The 21,487-nt window shown below is 66.6% G+C and carries 21 protein-coding genes and 2 tRNA genes; 12 read left to right on the top strand and 11 right to left on the bottom strand.

Going from position 1 to position 21,487, the window contains the following annotated elements; translation table 11 throughout:
• Positions 1–138: 138 nt before the first annotated feature.
• From AC1RLU_RS05620 to AC1RLU_RS05610, 3 genes are read right to left on the bottom strand one after another with little or no spacing between them, the layout of a single operon-like run.
• A complete protein-coding gene (locus tag AC1RLU_RS05620) occupies positions 139–660 on the bottom strand; it encodes a cupin domain-containing protein (protein WP_492794370.1) in 522 nt (173 codons plus the stop codon).
• A gap of 13 nt (positions 661–673) precedes the next feature.
• Positions 674–1,531: a 3-mercaptopyruvate sulfurtransferase gene (sseA, locus tag AC1RLU_RS05615; protein ID WP_492794369.1), complete on the bottom strand. Its 858-nt coding sequence runs from the start codon at positions 1,529–1,531 to the stop codon at positions 674–676.
• Positions 1,532–1,564: 33 nt separating this feature from the next.
• Positions 1,565–2,281, bottom strand: coding sequence for an alanyl-tRNA editing protein (locus AC1RLU_RS05610; protein WP_142115544.1), 717 nt, complete (start codon positions 2,279–2,281; stop codon positions 1,565–1,567).
• A gap of 167 nt (positions 2,282–2,448) precedes the next feature.
• On the opposite strand from AC1RLU_RS05610, the gene AC1RLU_RS05605 reads away from it, so the two are divergent.
• Complete coding sequence (locus AC1RLU_RS05605) at positions 2,449–3,231, top strand: SDR family NAD(P)-dependent oxidoreductase (RefSeq protein WP_061967941.1); 783 nt, start codon at positions 2,449–2,451, stop codon at positions 3,229–3,231.
• A gap of 5 nt (positions 3,232–3,236) precedes the next feature.
• Here the strand turns inward: AC1RLU_RS05605 and AC1RLU_RS05600 are convergent, their stop codons facing one another.
• Positions 3,237–4,691: a cryptochrome/photolyase family protein gene (locus AC1RLU_RS05600; protein ID WP_492794367.1), complete on the bottom strand. Its 1,455-nt coding sequence runs from the start codon at positions 4,689–4,691 to the stop codon at positions 3,237–3,239.
• A gap of 152 nt (positions 4,692–4,843) precedes the next feature.
• Positions 4,844–5,284, bottom strand: coding sequence for a hypothetical protein (locus tag AC1RLU_RS05595; RefSeq protein WP_492794366.1), 441 nt, complete (start codon positions 5,282–5,284; stop codon positions 4,844–4,846).
• A gap of 154 nt (positions 5,285–5,438) precedes the next feature.
• Here AC1RLU_RS05595 and AC1RLU_RS05590 point away from each other — a divergent pair, with 154 nt between their 5' ends.
• Positions 5,439–5,585, top strand: a complete 147-nt coding sequence (locus tag AC1RLU_RS05590) for a hypothetical protein (protein WP_156407100.1) — start codon at positions 5,439–5,441, stop codon at positions 5,583–5,585.
• 223 nt (positions 5,586–5,808) lie between these two features.
• On the opposite strand, the gene AC1RLU_RS05585 is transcribed toward AC1RLU_RS05590, so the two are convergent.
• Positions 5,809–5,882 (bottom strand) — tRNA-Cys (locus AC1RLU_RS05585).
• A 169-nt stretch (positions 5,883–6,051) separates the two neighbouring features.
• On the opposite strand from AC1RLU_RS05585, the gene AC1RLU_RS05580 reads away from it, so the two are divergent.
• From AC1RLU_RS05580 to AC1RLU_RS05565, 4 genes are all read left to right on the top strand, one after another.
• Positions 6,052–6,126 (top strand) — tRNA-Asn (locus tag AC1RLU_RS05580).
• 193 nt (positions 6,127–6,319) lie between these two features.
• Positions 6,320–6,961 (top strand): protein-L-isoaspartate O-methyltransferase family protein, encoded by a 642-nt coding sequence (locus AC1RLU_RS05575; RefSeq protein ID WP_061967937.1) that lies wholly within the window; start codon positions 6,320–6,322, stop codon positions 6,959–6,961.
• 159 nt (positions 6,962–7,120) lie between these two features.
• The gene (locus AC1RLU_RS05570; protein WP_061967935.1) at positions 7,121–8,536 is read left to right on the top strand and encodes a TolC family outer membrane protein; all 1,416 of its coding nucleotides are present in this window, start codon (positions 7,121–7,123) and stop codon (positions 8,534–8,536) included.
• A 163-nt stretch (positions 8,537–8,699) separates the two neighbouring features.
• Positions 8,700–9,290, top strand: coding sequence for a PopZ family protein (locus AC1RLU_RS05565; RefSeq protein WP_492794364.1), 591 nt, complete (start codon positions 8,700–8,702; stop codon positions 9,288–9,290).
• A gap of 45 nt (positions 9,291–9,335) precedes the next feature.
• On the opposite strand, the gene AC1RLU_RS05560 is transcribed toward AC1RLU_RS05565, so the two are convergent.
• Together AC1RLU_RS05560 and AC1RLU_RS05555 are read right to left on the bottom strand one after the other, a co-directional pair.
• Positions 9,336–9,563, bottom strand: coding sequence for a hypothetical protein (locus AC1RLU_RS05560; RefSeq protein ID WP_492794363.1), 228 nt, complete (start codon positions 9,561–9,563; stop codon positions 9,336–9,338).
• A gap of 28 nt (positions 9,564–9,591) precedes the next feature.
• Positions 9,592–10,077 carry a pyridoxamine 5'-phosphate oxidase family protein gene (locus AC1RLU_RS05555; protein ID WP_061967930.1) on the bottom strand — a complete coding sequence of 162 codons (486 nt, stop codon included), beginning with the start codon at positions 10,075–10,077 and terminating at the stop codon, positions 9,592–9,594.
• A 195-nt stretch (positions 10,078–10,272) separates the two neighbouring features.
• On the opposite strand from AC1RLU_RS05555, the gene dps reads away from it, so the two are divergent.
• The 5 genes from dps to AC1RLU_RS05530 all read left to right on the top strand — a co-directional run bounded on the left by dps (position 10,273) and on the right by AC1RLU_RS05530 (position 17,578).
• The gene (gene dps / locus AC1RLU_RS05550) at positions 10,273–10,812 is read left to right on the top strand and encodes a DNA starvation/stationary phase protection protein Dps (RefSeq protein WP_061967928.1); all 540 of its coding nucleotides are present in this window, start codon (positions 10,273–10,275) and stop codon (positions 10,810–10,812) included.
• A gap of 139 nt (positions 10,813–10,951) precedes the next feature.
• On the top strand, positions 10,952–13,771 hold the full coding sequence (locus tag AC1RLU_RS05545; RefSeq protein WP_492794362.1) for a valine--tRNA ligase: 2,820 nt from the start codon (positions 10,952–10,954) through the stop codon (positions 13,769–13,771).
• 265 nt (positions 13,772–14,036) lie between these two features.
• A complete protein-coding gene (locus tag AC1RLU_RS05540; RefSeq protein ID WP_061967927.1) occupies positions 14,037–14,618 on the top strand; it encodes a YqaA family protein in 582 nt (193 codons plus the stop codon).
• A gap of 289 nt (positions 14,619–14,907) precedes the next feature.
• A complete protein-coding gene (gene ilvD / locus AC1RLU_RS05535; protein ID WP_492794360.1) occupies positions 14,908–16,638 on the top strand; it encodes a dihydroxy-acid dehydratase in 1,731 nt (576 codons plus the stop codon).
• A gap of 25 nt (positions 16,639–16,663) precedes the next feature.
• Positions 16,664–17,578, top strand: a complete 915-nt coding sequence (locus AC1RLU_RS05530) for a tetratricopeptide repeat protein (protein ID WP_244512070.1) — start codon at positions 16,664–16,666, stop codon at positions 17,576–17,578.
• Between the two features lie 124 nt (positions 17,579–17,702).
• Here AC1RLU_RS05530 and xth read toward each other — a convergent pair whose 3' ends face one another.
• Both xth and AC1RLU_RS05520 read right to left on the bottom strand, forming a co-directional pair.
• On the bottom strand, positions 17,703–18,482 hold the full coding sequence (gene xth / locus AC1RLU_RS05525; RefSeq protein ID WP_492794358.1) for an exodeoxyribonuclease III: 780 nt from the start codon (positions 18,480–18,482) through the stop codon (positions 17,703–17,705).
• A 136-nt stretch (positions 18,483–18,618) separates the two neighbouring features.
• Complete coding sequence (locus AC1RLU_RS05520) at positions 18,619–19,080, bottom strand: BA14K family protein (protein WP_061967920.1); 462 nt, start codon at positions 19,078–19,080, stop codon at positions 18,619–18,621.
• Between the two features lie 240 nt (positions 19,081–19,320).
• On the opposite strand from AC1RLU_RS05520, the gene AC1RLU_RS05515 reads away from it, so the two are divergent.
• A complete protein-coding gene (locus AC1RLU_RS05515; RefSeq protein WP_091859352.1) occupies positions 19,321–19,896 on the top strand; it encodes a TIGR00645 family protein in 576 nt (191 codons plus the stop codon).
• A 75-nt stretch (positions 19,897–19,971) separates the two neighbouring features.
• On the opposite strand, the gene trpE is transcribed toward AC1RLU_RS05515, so the two are convergent.
• Positions 19,972–21,486 carry an anthranilate synthase component I gene (gene trpE / locus AC1RLU_RS05510; protein WP_492794356.1) on the bottom strand — a complete coding sequence of 505 codons (1,515 nt, stop codon included), beginning with the start codon at positions 21,484–21,486 and terminating at the stop codon, positions 19,972–19,974.
• Between the last annotated feature and the right edge of the window lies 1 nt (position 21,487).

The following is a 21,487-nucleotide window of genomic DNA, read 5'->3' as shown; positions in this document are numbered from 1 at the left end:
ATGTGGCAGGCGCCGCAGGCAAAGAAGACGCGGTCGGGTAGCGACCAGCGCATCTGCGGGTCGCTCTTGCGATAGCCCGGAGTGCGCGGCTGATACATGGCGGGCCCAGCGTCGTTTCGGTGAGCTGCTGCGCTCCGCTCACCCGTGCGGGTGCTTGTGGATCGGGTCGACCCAGTAGACCTCTTCCGGCTTCTCGACCGGATCGACATCGGTGATGTTGACCACGACCGCCTCGTTGTCCGAGCGCACCAGCACGCATTGCAACGGGTTGTCAGGATCGGCGTTGATCTCCTGATGCGGCACGAAGGGCGGCACATAGATGAAATCGCCCGGCCCGGCCTCGGCGACGAATTCCAATCGCTCGCCCCAGCGCATCCGCGCCTTGCCGCTCACGACATAGATCACGCTTTCGAGATCGCCGTGATGATGCACGCCGGTCTTGGCGTTGGGCTCGATCGCGACCGTGCCGGCCCAGATCTTCTGGGCGCCGACGCGGGCATGGTTGATCGCCGCCTGCCGGAACATGCCGGGTGTCTGCGCCGTGTTCGGGTCGAGCTTGTCGCCGGAGATGACGCGCACGCCGTCATGCTTCCAGCGCGGCTCGCCGCCGTGGCCGTGATCATGCGGATGGTCGTGCGGATGGTCGTGGTCGTGGCTCATCGATGCCTCCCGCTCAAACCTGCTTCGCCGGCCCGGTCGCGACCGGCCGCTCGCCCATGCCCCATTCGGACCACGAGCCATCATAGATCGCCTTGGCCGGCTTGCCGACGGTCTCGAGCGCCGTCGACAGGATCACGGCCGAGACGCCCGAACCGCAGGTCATGATCGAAGGCTTGTCGAGATCGACGCCGGCATCCTTGAACAGCGCGACAATCTCTTCCGGGGACTTCAGCCGGCCATCGCTGGTGAGCTGCGAAGACGGCAGGTTGAGCGAGCCGGGGATATGGCCGGAGGCCAGGCCCGGCCGCGGCTCCGCAGCCTCGCCGCGGAAACGGTCGGCGGCGCGGGCATCGACCACCTGGATCGCCTGCGAGGCGGTGGCGCGGGCCACGTCATCGGCATCGGCGACGGCGCCGTTGTCGAGCCTTGCGGTGAAGCTGCGCGGCTTTCGCGGCTGCGGGCTGTCTTCCTCGACGGGGCGGCCTTCGGCGAGCCATTTCGGAAAACCGCCGTCCAGGATGACCACATCGCGCGCGCCGAACACCTTGAACGTCCAGCGCACGCGCGGCGCCGAGAAGAAGCCGAGCCCGTCATAGACGACGATGCGCATGCCGTCGCCGATGCCGAGCGCCCCGACGGCCGCCGCGAATTCGGGCGCCGAGGGCAGCATATGGGGCAGGGACGAGCGGCTGTCCTTGATCTTGTCGATATCGAAATGGACTGCGCCCGGAATGCGACGCGCTGCGTATTCGGCCGCGCCGTCGCGCTTCTGCGCCGGCAGATACCAGGAGGCATCGACCACGACGATATCGGGCGCATTCAGGCGCTCGGCCAGCCACTCGGTCGAAACGAAGACGTCTTCACGGGCCATAGGCGTATCCTCTGGGCATCAGCTTTGGTGATCTCAGGCCAGCGCGATCCGGACGCGCCGGTTCTGCTTGCCCTTCTTCTCAATATCGGTGACCGCGACCGCGCCGATCTCGGCGGTGTTGCGGACATGGGTGCCGCCGCAGGGCTGCAGGTCGATATCGCCGATGGCGACGAGCCGGACCCGGCCCGACCCGCGCGGCGGCTTCACCGACATCGTCTTGACGAGACCCGGATTGGCGTCGAGCTCCTCGTCGGTGATCCAGCGCTCGGTCACATCGGCATGGCGTGCGACGAGCGCATTGAGCTTCTCGCTGATTTCGGCCTTGTCGAGCCCGCCTTCGGGAATGTCGAAGTCGAGCCTGCCGTCGCCATCCCCGATCGAGCCGCCGGTGACCGGAAAGGACAGAACGACGCTGAGCAGATGCAACGCAGTATGGATGCGCATCCGCTTGAAGCGGCGCTCCCAGTCGAGCACGACCGTCACCGCCTCGCCGGGCGCAGGCAGGGCCTGCCCTTCGGCCGGGACATGGATGACCCGGCTCTTGTCCTCGGGGTCGTAGATCGTCGTGGCGATGGCGATCTGGCTGCCGTCATTGCGGCGCAGATGCCCGGCATCGCCCGGCTGGCCGCCGCCGGTCGCGTAGAAATTGGTCCGGTCGAGGATGATGCCGCCGCGTTCGTTGACGGCCTCGACCGTCGCCGGCGTTTCCTTGAGATAGGCATCCTGTCGAAAGAGAAGTTCGGTCGGCATGATCTCGTCATTTCGCTGGCGGCGCGGAGCGCCCTTCCGGCGCAGACTGCACCGATTGAGCCAGCCATGCCACCGCGTTGGCGGGATAGCGGGGATGATTTCGGCCGCATGGCTTTCGGTCTGATGATTCGATGCCTAGATGACTGTCCCGCCAACCCGGAGCTGTCATGGCCTTGCCCCGCATGAAGCCGCAGGACGGCATCGCCTGGATCACCGGTGCCAGTTCCGGCATCGGCGCCGCGGTTGCGCTCGAGCTGGCGGCACGAGGCTGGACGGTTGCCGTCACCGCCCGGCGTCTGGAGGTGCTTGAGCGCCTCGCCCGTAGCGCCGAGAACCTGCCGGGCCGTATCGTCGCCCATGCCGGCGACGTGACCGACGCGCAGGGCATGCGGAATGTCAGTGACGCGATCGAGAGCATCCATGGGCCGATCGCGCTGGCCTTCCTGAATGCCGGCATCGCGTCGGGCCAGGGCAGGGCGATCGATGTCGAGACGGTCGAGAAGGTGGTGGGCGTCAACCTGCTCGGCGTCGCCAAGAGCTTCTTCGCCGTTCAACCGCGCATGGTCGCGCGGGGCAGGGGGCAGATCGCGGTCAATGCCTCGCTGGTCGGCTATCGCGGTCTGCCGGGCGCAGCGGCATACGGCGCGGCGAAGGCGGGGGCGATCTATTTCTGCGAATCGATGCGTTTCGACTGCGAGGCGGCCGGCATCCGGCTGCAGCTGGTCAATCCCGGCTTCATCGAGACCCCGATGACGGAGGGCCGCCGTTTCCCGATGCCGTTCCTGCTGACGGTGGAGGACGGGGCAAGGCGAATCGTCGATGGTTTCGAGCGCGGCGGCTTCGAGGTCACCGTGCCGCGCCGCCTTGCCTGGATCCTGAAGGTCGCGCGTCTCCTGCCTTACCCCGTCTATTTCGCGCTGATGTCCCGCTTCGCCGAACGCAGCGGCTGAACCGGTCAGCGACCGCGGATCGTGGCGAAGGCATCGAGCGCGCGCTGCCGGCCGAAGGCGAGATCGACGAGCGGGGCAGGGTAGGTATCGCCGATTCGAACGCCAGCCTCGCGCAGGGTTTTCTCCGAAGCCTTCCAGGGCTGGTGGATATCCCCATCGGAAAGCCCGGCGAGCTCCGGCACCCATTGGCGGACATAAGCACCCTTGGGATCATGGGTTTCGCCCTGGGTCACCGGGTTGAAGATCCGGAAATAGGGCGAGGCGTCGGCACCGGAACCTGCGACCCATTGCCAGCTCGCGGCGTTGTTGGCCGCGTCGGCATCGACCAGCGTGTCCCAGAACCAGGCCTCGCCCGCCCGCCAGTCCTGCAGCAGATGCTTGATCAGGAAGGAGGCGACGACCATCCGCACGCGGTTATGCATCCAGCCGGTCGTCCAGAGCTCGCGCATGCCGGCATCGACGAGCGGGATGCCGGTCTGCCCGCGCTGCCAGCGGCTGAGCGCCTTGTCGTCGGGCTGCCAGGGAAACGCGTCGAATCGCGAATCGTAGTTGCGCGTCGCCAGATCGGGGTTGTGGAAGAGCAGGTGGTGGGAAAACTCGCGCCAGCCGATTTCCGAGAGGAATTTTTCCGCGTCCTGCTCCGATCCTGCGGCTTCGCCGGTGGCGCGGGCGTGGTGCAGAGCATGCCAGACCTGCCGCGGGCCGATTTCGCCGAAATGCAGATGCGGCGATAGCCGCGACGTCGCGGCCCGGTCCGGCCGGTCGCGGTCTTCGGCATAGCCTGAAAGCCCGCTGCCGAGAAAATCGTCGAGACGCTCCGCGGCGCCCGATTCTCCCGGTGTCCAGGCGGCCCGCAGACCGCCGGCCCAGTCCGGCTTCCGGGGTTCGAGCCCGAGATCATCAAGCGAGACCGTCAGCGCCTCGATCGAATCGGGCAGGGGGAATGCAGGGATTCGCGCGGGAGCGGCGATCGGAGCAGCCGGCTCGCCCTTCTGGCGGGCAGCACGCCAATAGGGTGTGAACACCTTCATCGGCTGCCCGGTCGTGGTGGTCACCTGCCAGGGCTCGTTGAGCAGATGGCTGTTGAAGCTGCTGACATCGATGCCGTTTCCGGACAACGCCTCCTTGAGTCGGCTGTCGAGTGCGATCTCCTTCGCCTCGTAGCGGCGGTTCCAGGTGACCCGGTCGATCCCTGCCTCTGCCGCAACGCGTGGCAGCAGTTCGGCTGGATCGCCTTTCATCAGCACGAGCCGCCCGTGCCTCCGTGCGAGTGCTTCGCCAAGCGCATCGAGCGAGCGCGACAGCCACCAGCGCGAGGCGCCGCCGATCGGGCGGCGATCAGGGCCTGTATCGAGAATGTAGAGGCATAAGGTCGGCCCGCCCTCTACGGAGGCGAGAAGTGCCGGGTTGTCCGCCAGCCTCAGATCGTTTCGGAACCAGTGAAGGGTACGTCCGGTCATCATCCCTCATCCCCGGCACGGCCACGCAGGCCGCAATCCCCGATCAACGCGGCCGAAGCGGAGCGGGACCGGACAAGAGGAAAGATTTTTGGAAGCGATGGCTCGCGGGGCTTCGAAAACGGGCCGGCTTCTGCCGAATCTGTTATCGTCGCTCAGATTTCCAGCGGCAGATGCAGGATATCGGCGACCAGCCAGGACACGCCTGCGGTCCCGGCCATGAGGACCGCTATCAGAATGGCTTCGAACATGACGCTACTCCGCCCCGAACGGGCAGCCGCCACTAACTCAAATTTTAACGATCTGTAAATGAAGTTCTTAAGGCGAATCACAGCCTGAACGATGGCTCCCGATGGACGGCTGTTGAGACGATGGATGCATTGGAGGAAGCCGGTCTCGATCTCGAGCTCGGAGAAATCGGCCGAAGGCTGGATACCCTGTTCAGCGCGCGCCGCCCGCGGCCGGCGCCGCGGCAGAAGCCTGCGGCATTCGAAGTCTCGGCCGCCGAGGCAGGGGCCGGTCGCCTGCGGGTGATGCTGGATGCCAACCTGCCGGAGGCGATCGGCCGGACGATTCTCACGCTGGCGATCAAGCATGGATCGGGCCCGAAGCCAGGAGAGGGCCCGCAGAATGCCGCTTCGGCTTCGCCGGCCGATGCCGCCCGAAAGGACTGACGAGCTCCCAAAAACCGCGACGGCGACCTTCGCTGCTCGAGATCGGGAACCCGAAGCCTGCTCGGGCGTCCCTTTCATGATGACTGATCCGAAAAAACCGCCTTTGGATTTTTGGCTCTGGCTGGCCGTCATCGGCCTGACGGTGATCGTCGCCGTGTCGTCGCTGACATTTCCGGAGCGGGTCGCACCGGATTTGTTCCAGCCTTCCTCCACGGCGCGCTGAAAGGGAGAGTGTGCCACCGATCCGGCCGATCGGGCTCAACCGGGCTACCGGACCCTTGCCCGGCCAGCCGCCGCTGCCGGGCACCATGCGAAAATCCGCAGGGACATCATCGGGATGCGCAAATGGGCTCCGCAGGCGCAGATCCGCATCGTCGCCGGAAACCGCAACGCCACAGCAGCGATCAAAAGGAGAAAAGCGCTATCATATCAGCGCTTGAGATCTTTGGAGGCCTCGCCCGGAATCGAACCGGGGTGCAAGGATTTGCAGTCCTCTGCGTAACCACTCCGCCACGAGGCCTTCCGGCCAAAACGGCCACGGCCGCTTCAGCGAGAGCGCACTAACCACAAGCCGTGCGCCGCCGCAACCCGGCATCGCAACTTCCACAGCAGCGGCGACAAATCTGCCGGGTCGGCTCGCAAGGGGGTTGCACTATCCGGATCGCGCCGCTAAGACGCCGCCACGTTGTTCCCGGATAGCTCAGCGGTAGAGCAATCGACTGTTAATCGATTGGTCGCAGGTTCGAATCCTGCTCCGGGAGCCAGCCTCCTCCTGACATCGACGGTTCGTCCTTGCTGAACGGCAGAAGCAGCCTGCGGTCAGCCGGCGCTTGCCTTTTGCGCGAGCCTCGAACAGAAAGCTGCCGAAGAACGGCGCGATCGCTGCACCGGTTCGATGCGGCTTCACAGCAGCGGTCGCCCCTTGCAGCACCGGCGTCGTGGACGGAGAGTTCGGGCATGGACGATTTTACCTCGCTGCGCCGCAATATGGTCGATTGCCAGCTGCGCACCTATGACATCACTGACCGGGCCGCGCTGGCGGCTGCGGATTCGGTGCCGCGCGAAGCGTTCGCTCCCGAGAACCTCGCCCATCTCGCCTATCTCGATCAGGCGATTCCGCTGCCGGGCACCGGCCGGGCGCTGATGACCCCGATGGTCGCCGTGCGGATGATCCAGCTGCTCGATCCACAGCCGGGCGAAGACGCGCTCGAATACGCCGGCGGTTCCGGCTACGGGGCGGCATTGATGGCTCATATGGGCGCCAGGGCCACGCTCTGGGAGCCCGACGCGCCGGCACGCGCCTTGGCGGAAGCGGCGCTTGTTCGCGCGGGCGCCGCCGGCGTGACGGTCACAGCCACGCAGCCCGGCGATGCCAGCTTCGACACCATCCTCGTCAGCGGGGCCTGCGAAATCGTGCCCGAGGCGCTTTTCCCGCTGCTGCGGCCGGAAGGCCGGCTCATCGTGGTCGAGGGCCTGGGCCGCGCCGCGCGGGTCATGCTCTATCTGAAATCCAGCGACGCCGTCTCCGGCAGGCCGGTTTTCGACGCGGCGGCGCCGGTCCTGTCGGAGTTCCGTCGTCCGGCGGCCTTCGTTTTCTGAAGCGATTGGTGTCGCATTTTTGCGGCACTGCACGAACGAAACCATTCCGGAGCCGCCCAATCCGTTGGCGGAAGGCGCCGAAACGGTTATGAATTGCAACTCTGCCGAGGCTGGGGCGATGCCTGGGCGCGACTTTCAGTGCGCACATGAGGCGTCCACGTGTATAAAAGCGACGAAAAGACTTCCCGGTTCGGACTCTCCGCCGTCTTCGCCCTGGCGTTGGCGGGCGGCTGGGTGGGGCCGGTTTCGGCTCAGACGATGGAAGCCGCGCTCGCGCGGGCCTATTCCGCCAATCCCACGCTCAATGCGCAGCGCGCCTCGGTCCGCGCGACCGACGAGAACGTGCCGCAGGCGAAGGCGGGCTATCGCCCGCGAATCACGGCCTCGGCCGATATCGGTGCCAGCATCACGGAATCGGGGATTCCGGCCTTCGCCAGCACCTCGCCGGTCCATACCAACAACGTATCCCGCCTCGGGCCGCGCGGCGCCGGCGTGCAGATCGACCAGAACATCTTCGATTCCGGCAGGACCCGCAGTGCCGTCGGCCAGTCCGAATCGCAGGTTCTCGGCGCTCGCGCCACGCTGCGCAACACTGAGCAGAACGTGCTGCTCGATGCGGCGACGTCCTATATGAACGTGCTGCGCGACACGGCGATCCTCAATCTCAACCGCAACAACGTCGAGGTTCTCGAAGAGCAGCTGCGCCAGACGCGCGACCGCTTTCAGGTCGGCGAAGTGACGCGCACCGACGTGGCGCAGGCGGAAGCCCGCCTGTCCTCAGCGCGGTCCCAGGCGATTCTCGCCGAATCGAACCTGAAGACCTCGGTGGCCCGCTTTCGGCAGAATGTCGGCACCGAGCCGCGCTCGCTCGCTCCGGGGCGCCCGGTCGAAAGGCTCTTGCCGAAATCCTTGCCGGCTGCGCTGAATCAGGCCCTGTCGAACCATCCGGCCATCATCGCCTCGCTTCACGGCGTCGATGCCGCCGAGCTCCAGGTCAAGGTCACCGAGGCGGATCTCTATCCGGTGGTCGGCGTGCGCGGCGTGGTCCAGCAGCGCTACGATACCCAGTTCTCCGGCGACAATCGCTTCTCGGCCAGCATCGTCGGCACGCTGACGATCCCGATCTACGAGGGTGGCCAGGTCTATGCCCGGACGCGCCAGGCCAAGGAAACGGCCGGTCAGCGCCGGATCGAGGTCGATACCCAGCGCGACACCGTGCGCGCCGCGGTCGTTTCCGCCTGGGGCGGGCATGAAGCGGCCAAGGCCCAGATCGTCGCAGCCCAGGCGCAGGTCGAGGCGGCCTCCACCGCCTTGTCCGGCGTCCGCGAGGAGGCGAAGGTCGGGCAGCGCACCACGCTCGACGTCCTCAACGCCCAGCAGGAACTGGTGAGCGCGCGTTCGAGCCTCGTCGTGGCGCAGCGCGACCGCGTCGTTGCGTCCTATGCGGTGCTGTCTGCCGTCGGCAAGCTCTCCGCCCAGTCCCTCAAGCTCAAGGCCGAGGTCTACGACGCCCGCCAGCATTACGAGCAGGTCCAGGGCAAGCTCTGGGGCACGCAGACGCCCGACGGCCGCTGAGCCCTGGCGGGCAGCCTCACACCACGGCGTATTCGGGCAACAGGGCGGATTTCTCCTGTGGGGGAGCCGGTTGGCGCCTTGTCTGACAGCGACGCCGTGGAATACTGCGCTCGTGGAGCAGCGTTGATTCTGTCGGCGCGCCCGGTGTCCAACGGTTAGACTCATGAGCGCGCAAGCCAAGCCCAGCGAACCGTCGATGGAGGAGATCCTTGCCTCCATCCGCCGGATCATTTCGGACGATGAGGCGAAGCCGGCCGATGAGGCTGCAGCGCCGCAGGTAGACGTGGCGCCGGAGCCCGAGCCGGTTGCGGCGATCGACGACGATGTTCTCGATCTCGGAGCCGAGGCAGCCCTGGTCGCAGCACCGGAGCCCGCGCCGGCCGCACTCCCCGACGATGCCGATATCGCCTTCATCGAGGAGGAGCCCGCCGCGGCCCTGCCTCCGGAACCGCCGGCCCCTTCCATCGAGCCGCAGCCGGCTCTCGTCCAGCCCGAAGCACGGCCAGAGCCCGCTTCCACGCCAGTCCCCGACATGGCGAGCCTGCTGTCGGATCAGGCCAGCTTCGTCGTGACCAACGCCTTCGGCCAGCTCGCCAACACCGTGCTCAGCAACAATGCGCGGACGTTGGAGGATCTGGTCAAGGACATGCTGAAGCCGATGCTGAAGACCTGGCTCGACGACAACCTGCCGACCATGGTCGAGCGACTGGTGCGCGCCGAGATCGAGCGCGTCGCGCGCGGCGGCCGAAGTTAAGCCAGCCGAACCGAAACGCGGGACCCGCGCTTCGGTCGGACCCGATCAGTTTCCGCTGGTCGCCCGTCGACGCCGTGTCGGCGCGCGTCTCCGCTCGAAAGCGCCAGCCTCCTGCAGCCGCAGCAATCCGTAGCCGAGCATGGCGAAGGCTGTCGCCGGCGCGCCCAGCCGGGAGACCAGCATGGTCAGGCCGACGGCGACCGGGCGGGGGTAGCGGCCGGAAGCCGCTTCGACGGCAAACCAGGCCCCGAGGGCATGGACCAAGAGTTTCATCATCGCATCCTGCTCGTCGTTGCGGGGGTCAAAGGGGAACCTTGCGGTTTTCGCCGAGGTCAGGCTTGGCGCCGGTCAGGGCGGCCGCAGCCATCTTGACGCTGGTGACGATCTTGCCGGGGCTGTCCCAGAATTCCGCCATGCTCGGCCGGACGCGCAGCACCCGGATGTTCGGGTCGTTCTCGTCGTCCCAGAACGCCCGGTTGCTCGCATCCCAGAGGTCATGCACGCGCTGGCGGTCGTCGAGCACGGTCGCGGTTCCCGTCACCGAGAGATAGCGCTGGCTATCGGTATCGGCGAAGGCGACGCAGACATTGTCGTTGATCTGGATCTCGTCGTCCTTGTGGTGGCGGCGGTCGGTCAGGAAATAGATCGCATCATCCGCGCGTTCGCCATGGGCGTGCATCGGCCTGGCACGCAATTCATCGCCCTGACCGTCATGGGTCACGAGCATCGCGAACTTGATCGAATCGATCAGGTCCCAGACCCGTATCTGGTCGCTGTGGTGAGGCATGTCGCTCTCCCTGCTGGCTGTCGTTGGCTGCTGCTTGGTCCAACGGGGCGCGGCGCGGCTGGTTCCGTCGCAAAGGCCGCGAGCGAAGCGGAACCACTCGGCGTTTCGCGCGTATGAGGAAGGGCGCGCCGGCATCGGCCCCGCGCCGACGTCACGACGTCGCTCCGATAGTCCTTCTCGATATGGGGGTTTGCCATGGCCAAGACCGCAGCCAAAGCCGCGCCGCGTAGCACACCGAAGAGCGCGACGACGGGAAGGGTGGTCAAATCCAGCCGGATCGACCTGGCCTCGAACACCAAGACCAAGGTCATCGGCCTGCTCAACGAGCGCCTCGCTGACGGCATCGACCTCTCGCTGCTGACGAAGCAGGCACACTGGAACCTGAAGGGCCCGGGGTTCATCGGCATCCACCTGATGCTCGATGGTTTCCGCGCCGAGCTCGACACCCATGTCGACACGGTCGCCGAACGCATCGCCCAGCTTGGCGGCATCGCTTTCGGCACGACGCAGACCACGGCCCAGTCGACCTCGCTCAAGCCCTATCCGACCGAGATCGTCGCCGTTCCGGACCATCTCGCGGCGCTGATCGAGCGCTATGCCGCTACCGCCAACAAGGTCCGCGAGGCGATCGACGCCTGCGACGAGGCCGGCGATGCCGATACCGCCGATATCCTGACCGCCTATTCCCGCATGCTCGACAAGTCGCTCTGGTTCCTGCAGTCGAACCTCGCCTGAGGTCCGAGCAGAATGGCCGCGTATCATCGAAAACGTTGACGCGCGGCCCGTGCATGGGTTCTTAAGGCGCGAGACCTTTTTGGCCCATGATTTTCCGGCCGGGGCAGGTTCCCCGGCCTTTCTGCGTTCGAGCGATGCGATGATGGACAAGACTTTCGAACCGGCCGCCGTCGAGGCCCGGATCAGCAAGGCCTGGGACGAGGCGCAGGCCTTCAAGGCGGGCAGGGGGGCGGCACCCGGTGCCGAGCCCTATTGCATCGTGATCCCGCCGCCGAACGTCACCGGCTCGCTGCATATGGGCCACGCGCTCAACAACACGCTGCAGGACGTGCTCTGCCGCTTCGAGCGCATGCGCGGCAAGGACGTGCTCTGGCAGCCCGGCACCGACCATGCCGGCATCGCGACGCAGATGGTGGTCGAGCGCAAGCTCGCCGCCGAGAACCGTACCGATCGGCGCAGCATGGGCCGCGAGGCCTTCCTCGCCGAGGTCTGGAAGTGGAAGGCGGAGTCGGGCGGCACGATCTTCAATCAGCTCCGCCGGCTCGGCGCCTCCTGCGACTGGTCGCGCGAGCGCTTCACCATGGACGAGGGGCTCTCGGCCGCCGTCCTCAAGGTCTTCGTCGGCCTGCACAAGCAGGGGCTGGTCTACCGCGCCAAGCGGCTGGTGAACTGGGATCCGAAATTCCAGACGGCGATCTCCGACATCGAGGTGCTGCAGCTCGAGAAGAACGGCTCGTTCAAATGGCAGCGCGGCGGCGAGGAGGCTTTCGACGCGGCCAAGCTCGACAAGGTGCTCAATCGCGACCCGAACGGCCATCTTTATTATTTCAACTACCCGCTCGAAGGCGTGGCCTACGATGCGGACGACGCTTCGACCTTCATCACGGTCGCGACGACGCGCCCCGAGACGATGCTGGGCGATACCGGCGTCGCGGTTCATCCCGAGAACGAGACGATCGGTCACCTGATCGGCCGGAACGCCGTGCTGCCGCTGGTCGGCCGCGTCATCCCGATCTTCGGCGACGACTATGCCGATCCCGAGAAGGGCACCGGCGCGGTCAAGATCACGCCGGCGCATGATTTCAACGATTTCGAGGTCGGCAAGCGCCACCAGCTCGACGTCGTCAACATCCTCGATGGCGAGGCGCGTATCCTCCTCGCCGGGAACGAGGAGTTCCTGGCCGGTGCGACGCCCGAGGCCGAGACGATGGCCCTCGACGGTGCCGATCGCTTCGCCGCGCGCCGCCGCGTCGTCGAGATGATGGCTGCCCGCGGCCTGCTCGCGAAGGTCGAGCCGCACGCCCACACCGTGCCGCATGGCGACCGTTCCGACGTCGTCATCGAGCCCTGGCTGACCGACCAGTGGTATGTCGACGTCAAACCGCTGGCCGAGCGTTCGATCAAGGCGGTCCGTGACGGCCGCACCAAGATCACGCCGGAGAACTGGACGAAGATCTATTACGACTGGCTGGAGAATATCGAGCCCTGGTGCGTCTCGCGCCAGCTCTGGTGGGGCCACCAGATTCCGGCCTGGTTCGGGCCGGACGGCGAGGTCTTCGTCGCCGAGTCGGAAGCAGAGGCACAGACGCTGGCGATGGCGCATTACGGCGACACCGTCGCGCTGAAGCGTGACGAGGACGTGCTCGACACCTGGTTCTCTTCGGCGCTCTGGCCGTTTTCGACCCTGGGCTGGCCGGAAGAGACCCCCGAGCTGAAGCGCTACTATCCGACAGCGACGCTCGTCACGGGCTTCGACATCATCTTCTTCTGGGTCGCCCGGATGATGATGATGGGCCTCAACTTCATGGACGAGGTGCCGTTCCGCGACGTCTACCTTCACGCGATGGTTCGCGACGAGAAGGGCGCGAAGATGTCGAAGTCGAAGGGCAACGTCATCGACCCGCTGACGCTCGTCGACACCTATGGAGCGGACGCGCTGCGCTTCACCTTCGCGGCGATGGCGGCGCAGGGCCGCGACATCAAGCTCAGCACGCAGCGCGTCGAGGGCTATCGCAACTTCGCGACCAAGATCTGGAACGCCGCGCGATTCGCCGAGCTGAACGGCTGCGCGCGAGCGGAAGGCTTCGATCCGGCCGCCGTCAAGCAGCCGCTCAACCGCTGGATCCTCAGCGAAGCCGCGCAGGCGGCCGAGGAGATCGCGGCCGGCATCCCGAGCTTCCGGTTCAACGAGGCGGCGGGCGCGGCCTATCGCTTCGTCTGGAACCAGTTCTGCGACTGGTATCTTGAGCTTGCCAAGCCCGTGCTGCAGGGCGAGGGCGTCGATGCCGCGGCGCGGGCCGAGACGCAGGCGACGGTCGCCTACGTCATCGACCTGATCTGCCAGCTCCTGCATCCGTTCATGCCGTTCCTCACCGAGGAGCTCTGGGCGCAGAAGGCCGAGGCCGGCGCGCCGCGCAAGCTTGCGGAGGGCGACGCCTCGCTGGTCTGCCTGACCCGCTGGTCCGACCTCTCGGCCCTCAAGGACGCCGCGGCAGAAGCCGAGATCGGCTTCGTCGTCGACCTGATCTCGGACATCCGCTCGGTGCGTTCGGAAGTGAACGTTCCGGCCGGCACGCAGGCACCGCTCGTTCTCGTCAATGCCTCGGCTGCGACGCGCGCGGCGATCGAAAGCTGGCGGCCGATGATCGAACGGCTGGCGCGCGTCTCCGACATCGCCTTCGAGGCGGCGGCGCCGGGCCAGTCGGCCCAGATCATCGTGCGCGGCGAGGTCGCGGCACTGCCGCTGGCCGGGCTGATCGACCTCGATGCCGAGCGTACGCGCCTGACCAAGGAACTCGCCAAGCTCGACCAGGACATCGCAGTCGTCGAGAAGAAGCTCGGAAACCCCGATTTCATGGCCCGCGCGCCGGACGAGATCGTCGAGGAGAATCGCGAGCGCAAGGCTGCGGCCGAGGCCCGCAAGCTCAAGGTCGCGGAGGCGCTGACGCGGCTGGCCTGACCCTTCCCGTCATTGCGAGCGCAGCGAAGCAATCCAGGGGTCGGAGCTCTACGTCCCCCTGGATTGGTTCGTCGCTACGCTTCTCGCAATGACGCTATGGGCGGTGGCAAGCTACAGGTATCGCATTCCGGTCACGCCCGTGTCGTCAAATTGACGCTGATCCAAGAGAGGACTCGCATTCCCACGCGGACCCCGCTTAGATGCGCCCGACGCAAACCCGTCATGCAGAATGCGTGGCGGCACAAGGACCGGCTGTTCAGAACCCATGCTCAAGCGAGCCTATGACTGGTGCGTTTCCTACGCCTCCCATCCCGCGGCCCCCTGGCTGCTCTTCGGCCTCACCTTCATTGAAAGCTCGTTCAGCCCGCTGCCGCCGATTCCGCTGCTGATTCCGATGTGCATCGCCCGGCCGGACCGGGCCTGGTTTTATGCCGGCATCTGCTCGCTGGGCGCCGTGCTCGGCGGCTATCTCGGCTATGCGATCGGGGCGCTGCTTTACGAGTCGGTCGGCGCCTGGCTGATCGGCATCTACGGGCTGCAGGACAAGGCCGCTACCCTGATCGCGACCTCGCAGGACTACTGGTTCTGGGTGCTCGTGACCAAGGGCCTGACGCCGATCCCGTTCAAGATCGTCACGATCATGTCCGGCTTCCTGCATTTCGACCTGTGGAAGTTCACCATCGGCATGGTCGTCTCGCGCGCGACCTTCTTCCTGATGATCGCGGTGGCCTTGCGTTTCTACGGCGACGACATCCGCATCTTCATCGAGAAGCACCTGCCGATGACGGCGCTGGCCCTTGTCGTGGTCATCGTCGGCGGCTTCTTCGTGCTGCCGATGGTGCTGTAAGCAGCCGTTACGTCACCCCGCTGCCCTGAACTTTGTGACATCGGCGCAACACCCGGGCGGGAACGGTGCCCGGCACCCCAGCGACCTCCACAATCGCCGCGAAGCCGCCACAAACGAAGCCCAGCAAAACGCTGCGTTAAGTGCCTGAGATATATCGAAATCGGGAGTAACGCGCCGGTCCTTGAACGGTTCCGGACGGTTTTCGGGTTTTCGGGGGCGCGATTGCTCCCGGTAGGCGTGGCGTGGCACATCTTCGCGCCGTGCTGATCGGGGGACAGGGCGAGTGGCGATGGACGGGCGTGTGTACGACAAGTCGAGGCTGCCGAGCCGCCATGTGAGCGTCGGCCCGGCCAAGGCCCCGCACCGCTCCTATTATTACGCGATGGGCATGACCGCGAAGCAGATCGCGCAGCCCTTCGTCGGCGTCGCCTCCTGCTGGAACGAGGCGGCCCCCTGCAACATCTCGCTGATGCGCCAGGCCCAGGCCGTGAAGAAGGGCGTCGCCTCCGCCAGCGGCACGCCGCGCGAATTCTGCACCATCACCGTCACCGACGGCATCGCCATGGGCCACCAGGGCATGAAGTCATCGCTGGCCTCGCGCGAGGTCATCGCCGACTCCGTCGAACTCACCATGCGCGGCCATTGCTACGATGCGCTCGTCGGCCTCGCCGGCTGCGACAAGTCGCTGCCCGGCATGATGATGGCGATGGTGCGCCTCAACGTGCCCTCGATCTTCATCTATGGCGGCTCGATCCTGCCCGGCACCTTCAAGGGCCGCCCCGTGACCGTGCAGGACGTCTTCGAGGCGGTCGGCAAGCATTCGGTCGGCGCGATGTCCGACGAGGACCTGAAGGAGCTCGAGGAGGCTGCCTGCCCCTCCGCCGGCTCCTGCGGCGCCCAGTTCACCGCCAACACCATGGCGACGGTCGCCGAGGCGATCGGCCTGGCGCTGCCCTATAGCTGCGGCGCGCCGGCGCCCTACGATGTCCGCGACACCTTCTGCTACACCGCCGGCGAGATGGTGATGGAGCTGATCGCGAAGAACATCCGCCCGCGCGATATCGTCACTCGCAAGGCGCTGGAGAACGCCGCGATGGTCGTCGCCGCGACCGGCGGCTCGACCAACGGCGCGCTGCACCTGCCGGCGATCGCGCATGAATGCGGCATCGATTTCGACCTGTTCGAGGTCGCCGAGATCTTCAAGAAGACGCCCTATATCGCCGACCTGAAGCCGGGCGGAAAATACGTCGCCAAGGACATGTTCGAGGTCGGCGGCATTCCGCTGGTGATGAAGAGCCTGCTCGACGCCGGCTACCTGCACGGCGACTGCATGACCGTCACCGGCCGCACCATCGCCGAGAACATGGCCTCGGTGAAGTGGAACGACCAGCAGGACGTGGTCTATCGCGCCGACAAGCCGATCACGGTCACCGGCGGCGTCGTCGGCCTGCAGGGCAATCTGGCGCCGGAAGGCGCGATCGTGAAGATCGCCGGCATGCCCGAGGATCAGCTCATCTTCACCGGCCCGGCCCGCTGCTTCGACCGGGAGGAGGACGCCTTCGAGGCCGTCCGGAACCGAACCTACAAGGAAGGCGACGTCCTCGTCATCCGCTACGAGGGCCCCAAGGGCGGCCCCGGCATGCGCGAGATGCTGTCGACCACCGCGGCACTCTACGGCCAGGGCATGGGCGACAAGGTCGCGCTGATCACCGATGGCCGCTTCTCCGGCGCCACACGCGGCTTCTGCGTCGGCCATGTCGGTCCTGAAGCCGCTGTCGGCGGCCCGATCGGCCTGATCCGCGACGGCGACATCATCGAACTCGACGCCATCACAGGAAAGCTCGCAGTCCGCCTTTCTGATGCCGAACTTGAGTCGCGTCGTAAAAGCTGGGCGCCGCGAAAGACCGACTACAATTCCGGCGCGCTGTGGAAATACGCGCAGACCGTCGGCTCCGCCAAAGGCGGCGCCGTCACCCACCCAGGAGGGGCGGCCGAAACCCATTGCTATGCGGATATCTAGCTCAACCATAGCATGCCTGTTCCTGTTGCTGGGTGGCCATCAGGCCGCCCAGGCGCAGGATTTCTCAGGCGCCAAGCCGCTGCCGCCGCGCGCCATTCCGGGCGGGGCGCTGCCGGAGCCTGACGATTCCGTGCCCGGCGGCTCGGACGCTGCAGCCATCGCTCCCGGCCCCAATACGCCGACCGCCCATACCGCGCTGCCGCTCGTGCCCTTCACCAGCGCACGCGACGCACTCAAGGCCTGGATGCGCGATTCCACGGCCGGCAACAAGGTCGGTGCCGTCCGCGCGCTCGAATACGCGGCCTCGCAGGGCCATCTCACGGCGCAGTACAAGCTCGGCCGGATGTATGCCGGCGGCGAGGGCGTCCCCGCCAATGATCTCAAGGCTTTCGAGTATTTCTCGAAGATTGCGGACGAGAATGCCGATGCGATGCCCGGCACGGCCGACGCCCGGCTCGTCGGCAGCGCCTTCGTCGCGCTCGGCAATTACTTCTCGGACGGCATCAAGGGCAGCTATGTGAAGCCCAATCCCGACCGTGCCTTCGACATGTTCCATTACGCCGCCTCCTATTTCGGCGACCCGGACGGCCAGTACAATCTCGCCCGCCTCTACATGACCGGGCAGGGCGCCAGCCGCGATCGTCGTCAGGCCGCCCGCTGGATGAAGCTCGCGGCCGAGAAGGGCCACGCGCCCGCCCGTGCCGCCTTCGGCGAAATGCTTCTGCGCGGCGGCGAGGGCGTGCCCCGCCAGCCGGTTCTCGGGCTGATGTGGCTCGCCATGGCCCGCGAGGGCGCCGATCCGACCCGCGAGGCCTGGATCATCGAGCGGCACGACGTGGCTTTCGCGGCCGCCTCGGCGAGTGACCGCTCGGCGGCTCTGGCCCTGATCGAGCGCCAGCATCTGGTGAACTCGCGCAACGGCAACGCCGTCCAGAACTGAGCGGAAGCGCCGCCATTCTCGGGCGAAGCGAAGCGCAGACCCGAGAAGCTCTTGCACGATGAGGCGCCTCTCCGTCCTGAGATGCTTAGGACTCAAGCCCGGGCATGACGTCCGGTTGCTGCCCTCAGTGCAATTCGATCATCACCGGGACATGGTCCGAGGGCTTGTCCCAGCCCCGGACATGCTTGGCGATCCTGACGCCCGACAGCCTGTCCGCCGCCTGGGCTGAGAGCAGCAGGTGGTCGATGCGGATGCCGTTGTTCCGCTGCCAGGCGCCGGCCTGGTAATCCCAGAACGTGTAGAGCCCGGGCGCATCGGTCGTACCGCGCAGGGCTTCGGTCAGACCGAGATTGATGAGCCCGCGGAAGGCGGCACGCGTCGGCGGCAGGAACAGCGCATCGCTCACCCAGGCAGCGGGATCGCGGGCGTCGCGCGGCTCGGGGATGACGTTGTAGTCGCCCGCCAGCACCAGCGGCTCCTCATGCTCCAGCAGCATGCGGGCATGGGCGGTCAGCCTCTGCATCCAGCCGAGCTTGTACGGGTATTTCTCGGTGTTGGGCGGGTTGCCGTTCGGCAGGTAGATCGAGGCGACGCGGACCACGCCATCGCCGAGCGGCAGAACGCCCTCGAGATAGCGCGCCTGCTCGTCGCCATCGTCGCCCGGCAGGCCGCGCCGGACATCCTCCAGCCGCGAGCGGCTGATGATCGCGACGCCATTGAAGGTCTTCTGCCCGTGGGTCTCGACTTGCCAGCCGGCGGCCTTGATCTCGGCGCGCGGGAAATCGGCGTCCACGCATTTGATCTCCTGCAGGCAGAGCGCATCGGGCTCGGCCTCCTTCAGGAAGTCGAGGAGATGGCCGAGGCGCTGCCTGACCGAATTGACGTTCCAGGTGGCGATCCGCACGAGACGCTCCGATTCAAGACGAGCCGCAGGATAAGCGGCACGGTCGCCGTCATGGCAAGCCGGTTTCGACCGCAAACAAAAAACTCCCCGCATCGCTGCGGGGAGTTCTTGTCTGCGATCGCGCTGTCGCCTGCTGTCAGGGGCAGGCGCGAACGACGCCGCGCGCGGCGATATAGGTCCCGGTCTCCGGGTTGTAGCTCTTGAAGCGGCGCGAGCAGTAGGCGACCGCGTCCGTATCCTCGATGCTGTAGCCATAGGCGCGCGGTACGGGTGGGGCATAGACCACCGGCGGCGCGACATAGACCGGCTCCGGCTCGTAATAGACCGGCGGGGGCGGGGCTGCCAGCGCACCGGCCGCGAGCGCGCCCCCGATGATGCCGGCCGCGATACCGGCGCCCACGGCCGGGCCGCGGCGATAGCCACCGTAATAGCGCGGGCCGTAGCCGTAGCGGCGCCATTGCACGGTCTGGACGAGATCGCTGCCGGCCTGCGCCGTGGCGACGGCGGACGTAGCGGGAGCGAGAGGCGCAGCCGATGCAGGAAGGGCGAGTAAGGTGCCACCGGCAAGGGCGGCAGCGACGGCGAGCGTCCTGATCATGACGAAACTCCTCTGCGATACCAGGCGAGCGGAACTCCGCATGTTCCCCCGTTTGGATTCGAATGTAGCGGTCCGGTGACCGCAAGGGAAGCTAGCAGTCAATCCGGGCATAAATGGGCCGTCCCGATCCCGTCGTTTTTGCCCCGAAAAGCAAGGCGGGGCTGCTTGCGCGGGCCGAATTTCCTCGCCATCTAGCGTTGCACTGCACACGGACATCTGCCCGAAGGATCGGAACCCACAATGGCGCAACCGCGCGACCCATCCGCCCAGTCTGCCGCGCTTGGCCCCATGAAGCCGCTGCCAGCGCTGATCTTCAGCTCACGCTGGCTGCAATTGCCGCTCTATATCGGCCTCATCGTGGCGCAATGCGTCTACGTCTTCCTGTTCCTCAAGGAGCTCTGGCATCTCGTCACCCATGCCTTCGACTTCAGCGAGCAGCAGATCATGCTGGTCGTGCTCGGGTTGATCGACGTGGTGATGATCTCGAACCTGCTGATCATGGTGATCGTCGGAGGCTACGAGACCTTCGTCTCGCGGCTGCGGCTCGAGGGCCATCCCGACCAGCCGGAATGGCTGAGCCACGTCAATGCGAGCATCCTCAAGATCAAGCTCGCCATGGCGATCATCGGCATCTCGTCGATCCACCTGCTCAGGACCTTCATCGAGGCCGGCAATATCGGCATCGCCGGCAAGACCGCGAACTATACCGAGTCCGGCGTCCTGCTGCAGACGCTGATCCATGTCGTCTTCATCCTGTCGGCCATCGGCATCGCCTGGGTCGACCGGATGACGTCGACGCCTGGCAAGGGTCACTGAACGAGCAGCCCTGAAACGTAAAACGCCCCGCCGGTCCGGCGGGGCGTCTTGCTTTTGGGATGATGGCGCCGAAGCTTACTGGCCGCGCCCGGTGCGGGCGGCGAAGCGGATCGCCTCCTCGGCGGCGCGGAACAGGGCCTTGGCCTTGTTGATGCATTCTTCCTGCTCGGAGGCCGGGTTCGAATCGTAGACGATGCCGGCGCCGGCCTGGACATGCATGCGCCCGTCCTTGACCACCGCCGTGCGCAGCACGATGCAGGTATCCATCTCGCCATTGGCGCCGAAATAGCCGATGCAGCCGGCATAGGCGCCGCGCGCGTCGCGCTCCAGCTCGTCGATGATCTCCATCGCCCGGACCTTCGGCGCGCCCGACACCGTACCGGCCGGGAAGCCGGCGATCAGGGCGCTGAGCGAATCGTGCTTCGGGTCGATCTTGCCCTCGACGTTCGAGACGATGTGCATGACCTGGCTGTAGCGCTCGATGAAGAACGAATCGGTGACCTTCACCGTGCCGATCTGCGCGACGCGGCCGACATCGTTGCGGCCGAGATCGAGCAGCATCAGGTGCTCGGCGCGCTCCTTGGGGTCGGCCAGCAGCTCCTCGGCCAGGGCATCGTCCTCGGCCTGAGTTGCACCGCGCCGCCGCGTGCCGGCGATCGGCCGGATCGTGACCGTGTCGTCGCGCAGCCGCACCAGGATCTCCGGGCTCGAGCAGACGATCTGGAAGTCGCAGAAATCGAGATAGCAGAGGAACGGCGCCGGATTGACCCGCCGGAGCGCCCGGTAGAGCGCGAAGGGCGGCAGGGCGAAAGGCGCCTCGAAGCGCTGCGACAGCACGACCTGGAAGATGTCGCCGGCGCGGATGTACTCCTTCGCCTTGTCGACCATCTCCAGATATTCGGCCTCGCTGGTGTTCGAGGTGGTCGCCGGGACCGGCAGGTTGGCGATGTCGATCTCCGCTTCGGCGGGGAGGGCACCTTCCAGCGCCTTGACCACGGCCTCCAGCCGCTCCTGCGCCCGCTCATAGGCGTGGCGGGCACTGAGCCCCGGCATGTGCCGGACCGGGGTCACGACATGGATCTCGTCGCGCACCGCATCGAACACCACCATCAGCGTCGGCCGCGTCAGGATCGCATCGGGCACGCCGGTGCCGGTCTCCTTCGGCTCCGGCAGGCGTTCCATCAATCGGACCATGTCGTAGCCGAGATAGCCGAACACGCCCGACGCCATCGGCGGCAGGCCCTCGGCCTCCGGGATGGCGCTCTCTTCCAGAAGCGCGCGCAGGCTCTCGAAGGCCGGGCGCGGATCGTCCAGGAAGGTCTCGCCCAGAGCCGTGCGGCAGAGCGCGGCCTGCCCGTGATGGCAGCGCCAGATCAGGTCGGGTTCGAGCCCGATCATCGAGTAGCGGCCGCGCACGGCGCCGCCCTCGACCGATTCGAGCAGGAAGGCCGGGCCCGCCGTGGCGTGGCGCAGCTTCAGGAAGGCGGCGACCGGCGTCTCGCAATCGCCGACCAGCACCTGCCGCAGAAGCTGCGGCGCGCCGGTCTCGTAGGTCTGCGCGAAGCGCTCGAACTCCTGGAGAGGCTGCATC

This window comes from Allobosea sp. GW822-FHT05A11, from assembly GCF_058800455.1.
Note: the sequence above shows the minus strand (reverse complement) of the source record. Positions and strands in the feature narration are given on the sequence as shown.